At 69.9% G+C, this 4,207-nt stretch carries 5 protein-coding genes; all 5 read left to right on the top strand.

Annotation, left to right across the window (positions count from 1 at the left end; translation table 11 throughout):
* The first annotated feature begins 289 nt into the window (after positions 1-289).
* A complete protein-coding gene (locus FVW27_RS09200; protein WP_167124536.1) occupies positions 290-1,177 on the top strand; it encodes a branched-chain amino acid ABC transporter permease in 888 nt (295 codons plus the stop codon).
* Positions 1,174-2,238 (top strand): branched-chain amino acid ABC transporter permease, encoded by a 1,065-nt coding sequence (locus tag FVW27_RS09195; RefSeq protein WP_167124534.1) that lies wholly within the window; start codon positions 1,174-1,176, stop codon positions 2,236-2,238. The genes FVW27_RS09200 and FVW27_RS09195 overlap by 4 nt, the downstream gene beginning before the upstream one ends.
* Positions 2,235-3,014 carry an ABC transporter ATP-binding protein gene (locus FVW27_RS09190; protein ID WP_167124532.1) on the top strand — a complete coding sequence of 260 codons (780 nt, stop codon included), beginning with the start codon at positions 2,235-2,237 and terminating at the stop codon, positions 3,012-3,014. The genes FVW27_RS09195 and FVW27_RS09190 overlap by 4 nt, the downstream gene beginning before the upstream one ends.
* Positions 3,007-3,909, top strand: a complete 903-nt coding sequence (locus tag FVW27_RS09185; protein ID WP_167124530.1) for an ABC transporter ATP-binding protein — start codon at positions 3,007-3,009, stop codon at positions 3,907-3,909. Before FVW27_RS09190 ends, FVW27_RS09185 begins: the two co-directional genes overlap by 8 nt.
* On the top strand, positions 3,909-4,207 hold a 299-nt coding region (locus tag FVW27_RS09180; protein ID WP_167124528.1), incomplete at its 3' end, for a GntR family transcriptional regulator. The genes FVW27_RS09185 and FVW27_RS09180, both read left to right, overlap by 1 nt.

Here is a 4,207-nt window from a genome sequence, read left to right as displayed (position 1 = left end):
GCAGGGCGCGGCGGCGGGGGTGTCCCGGCTGCGGCGGCGTGCCGCGCGCGGCTGGCTCCCCGTTCCTGTGTGTCCGCATCGGATTGCCATGTCAATGTGCCCGGATTGCATGCAGGGGCGCGCACTGGGGGGATCGGACAGGTTCGGGCACGCGGCGGATCCGCGTCCGGCAACCGCACGATTGACCCGGCTTCGTATTTTGTATACGGTATGCAACGAAAGCCGCGCCCGTGTGCGCGGCGCTTTTCACTTCGGCTCACGGCCCCTCCCCAACCGGACACACACCCTCATGCCGCCAGACGCCATCAACGCCCTTGCGCAGTACACCCTCAGCGGGCTGACCACCGGGTCGGTCTACGCGCTGCTGGCCCTGGGCTACAGCCTCATCTTCAATGCCACGGGCATCGTCAACTTCACCCAGGGCGACTTTCTGAGCCTTGGCGGGCTGGTGCTGTACAGCCTGCTGGTCAGCCAGGGGCTGCCGATCTTCGCGGCCTTTCCCGCCACCATCCTCGTGGTGGCCATGGCGGGCGCGCTGGTGGAACGGGTGTGCCTGCGCCCGGCCCGCAGCCGCCAGATGATCATCCTGATCTTCATCACCATGGCCGCCTCCACGCTGATGCGCGGCCTGATGAAACAGGGCTGGGGCAAGCTGCCCCTGGCCCTGCCGCCCCTGTCGCCCGAAGTGCCCTTCCGCCTGCTGGGCGCGGTGCTGACCCCGCAGAATCTGTGGGTGATGGGCATGACCCTGTGCGGCATCGCGGCGCTGGCCTGGTTCTTTCGCGCCACGGTGACCGGCAAGGCCATGCGCGCCGCTGCGGCAGACCCGCGCACCGCCCGGCTGATGGGGGTGGAGGTGGAACGGCTGACCACGCTGTCCTTCGCCTTTGCCGGGGCGCTGGGTGCGTTGGGCGGCATGCTCATCACGCCCATCACGTCCCTTTCGTACGACATCGGCCTGATGCTGGGGCTGAAGGGCTTTGCCGCCGCCGTGCTGGGCGGCTACGGCAGCTTTGCCGGGGCCGTGGCGGGCGGGGTGCTGCTGGGCCTGTTCGAAAGCTACGGCGCGGGCTATGTGACCAGCGCCTACCGTGATGTGCTGGTGTTCGGCCTGCTCATTCTCGTGCTGTTCGTGCGGCCTCAGGGGCTGTTCGGCGCCACCGGGAGGCGCGCATGACCGTTCCCGTCTCCGCTCCTTCCTCGGCGTCCGCACCCGTGACGGGCCGCCATCCGCTGTTTACCCCGTCCGCCCGCCGCTTTGCGCACGGGTGGCTGGCCCTGGCCGTGGCAGTGGCCCTGCTGCCGCTGGCCCTGCGCTCCGGCTACCAGTTCACCGTGCTCAACGTGGTGGCGGTGAACCTTATCGTGGTCACGGGGCTTAACCTGCTGATGGGCTACGCCGGGCAGATCAGCTACGGCCATGCCGCGTTCTTCGGCATGGGGGCCTACGGCAGTGCCATCCTTTCCGCCACCCACGGGGTGGACCCGTGGCTGGCCATGAGCGTTTCCGCCAGCGGGGTGGCCGTGGCCGCCGCCGTGGTAGGGGTGCCCACCCTGCGCCTGAAGGGCAACTACCTGGTCATGGCCACGCTGGGCTTCAACCTCATCGTGGACGTGATCCTGGTGCAATGGAGCGAGGTCACCGGCGGATCCAGCGGCTTCGTGGGCGTGCCGCCACTGGCCGTGGCGGGCATCTCGTTCGACACCGACCGGTCGTTCTACTGGCTGGCCTGGGGCGTGGCGCTGCTGCTGCTCATCCCCGCGCGCAACCTTGTGCATTCGCCGGTGGGGCGCGCCCTGCGGGCCATCCACGATTCCGAGCCCGGGGCGGAGGCCTGCGGCGTGCCCACGGCCAGCTACAAGGTGCAGGTGTTCGTGCTGTCCGCCGTGTTCGCCTCGCTGGCCGGGTCGCTGCATGCGCACTACCTGGGCATCGTGGCGCCCAAGACCTTCGACATCTTCAAGTCGGTGGAGTTCGTGACCATGTGCCTCATCGGCGGCATGGGCTCGCTGTGGGGCGGGCTGGCCGGGGCGCTGCTGCTGACCGTGTTGCCCCAGATGCTGGGCGTGTTCGAGGAGCACCACGACCTGATCTTTGGCGCGATCCTGCTGTTCATGCTCATCTTCATGCCGCGCGGGGTGTCGCCGTGGCTGCGGGAGATGGCGGGCAGGGTGCGGCGTGGGCCCGGTGTCAGCAGCGACAGCCGGGACAGGGGCGACGGGGAGGCCCGGCCATGACACTGCTGGCGGTACGCGACCTTTCCGTGGCCTTTGGCGGCATCCGCGCGCTGGACGCGGCCAGCTTCACGGCGCGGGCCGGGGCCATCACCGCGCTCATCGGCCCCAACGGCGCGGGCAAGACCACCCTGGTCAACTGCGTCACCGGCATGGTGCGCCCCGACTCCGGCAGCGTGACCTTTGACGGGCGGGACATCACCGGCATGGCGGCCCACCGGCTGCCGCGCCTGGGCCTGTCCCGCACCTTCCAGCACCTGCGGGTGTTCGGCTCCATGAGCCTGCTGGAAAACGTCATGGTGGGGCTGCACGGCCACGTGCGCACCGGCATGCTCTCCAGCATGCTGCGCCTGCCCGGCGTGCGCCGCACCGAACGGGCCATGCGCGACGCGGCCATGCGGGCGCTGGATTTCACGGGCCTTGCCGACCGGGCCGACGAGGCCGCCGGGCTTTTGCCCTACGGCGACCAGAAGCGGCTGGTGCTGGCCCGCGCCCTGGTGGGCGACCCGCGCATGATCCTGCTGGACGAGCCGGTGGCGGGCCTGAACCCGGCGGAAACCCACGAGATGGGCGGGCTGATCCTGGCCCTGCGCACACGCGGGGTGGCCGTGCTGCTCATCGAGCACGACATGTCGCTGGTCATGCGCGTGAGCGACGCCGTGGTGGTGCTGTGCTCCGGCGCCAAGATCGCCGAGGGCGCCCCCGGCGAGGTGAAACGCAACCCCGAAGTGGTCAACGCCTACCTTGGCGGGGGCGAGGAGTTCGGCCTGCATGCTTGAGCTGCGAGACGTTTCCTTTTCCTACGGCGGCGCGAAGGTGCTGTTCGACGTGTCCCTTTCGGTGGGCGCGGGCGAGGCGGTGTGCCTGCTGGGCATGAACGGCGCGGGCAAGACCACGCTGCTGTCGCTCGTCAGCGGCCTTGCACGGCCCGCATCCGGGTCCATTTTGCTGGATGGCGCGCCGCTGCCGCCGCGTCCGGCGGGCATCGTGGCCGCCGGGGTGGTGCAGGTGCCCGAGGGGCGCCGGGTGTTCACCCAGCTTTCGGTGCGCGAAAATCTGGAGATGGGCGCGTACCTGCGCCTGAAGAAGGGCGGTCGCGCCGGGCGTGCCGCCGTGACCGACGACCTGGCCCGCATGCTGGACCTGTTTCCCGTGCTGGGCGAGCGCATCGGCCAGCCCGCGGGCAACCTTTCCGGCGGCGAACAGCAGATGCTGGCCATGGGGCGCGCCCTGATGGCCCGTCCCCGCCTGCTGTTGCTGGACGAGCCCAGCCTGGGCCTTGCACCTAGGGTGACGGCGGCCATCTTCCGGGTGGTGCGCGACCTGCCCTCCATGGGCTGCTCGGTGCTGCTGGTGGAACAGAACGCGTTGGGCGCGCTGGCCATCTGCAACCGGGGGTACATCATCACCAGCGGACAGATCCGGTTTTCCGGCACTTCCGCCGACATACTTTCCGACGAACTGCTGCGCGAGGCGTTCCTTGGCCCCGTCAATGGAGAGGATGGGGTCGAGAACGGGGGCGAGGATGAAGCTACGTCCGGGGCTACGTCCGGGGCTACGTCTGGGGCTACGTCTGGGGCTACGTCTGGGGCAGCGTCCGGGGCAGCATTTGGGGGAGCAAAGGACATGCGGGACGACCCACGGCGCGGCAGCGCCACGCAGGAGGACAACTGATGGCGAGACTGGTCAGGCAGTCGCTGGGGCAGGAAGTGACGCGCATGCTCAAGCGCATGATCATCGACGGCGAACTGGAGCCCGGCCAGCGGCTGGTGGAGGACCGCCTGGCGGCGGAACTGGGCATCAGCCGCACCCCCCTGCGCGAGGCCCTGCACCGGCTGGAGCAGGAGGGTCTGTTGCAGAAGCGTTCCGCCGGGGGCTACGTGCTGCGTCCCTTCGACGCCGAAGAGGTGGAAGAGGCGGTGCAGGTGCGCGCGCTGCTGGAGGCCCGCGTGGCCGCGCTGGCCGCGCGCCG

The organism is Nitratidesulfovibrio liaohensis, assembly GCF_011682075.1.
Taxonomy (GTDB): domain Bacteria; phylum Desulfobacterota; class Desulfovibrionia; order Desulfovibrionales; family Desulfovibrionaceae; genus Cupidesulfovibrio; species Cupidesulfovibrio liaohensis.
The sequence above is the reverse complement of the archived record's forward strand: the minus strand, read 5'-3'. Positions and strand labels throughout refer to the sequence as shown.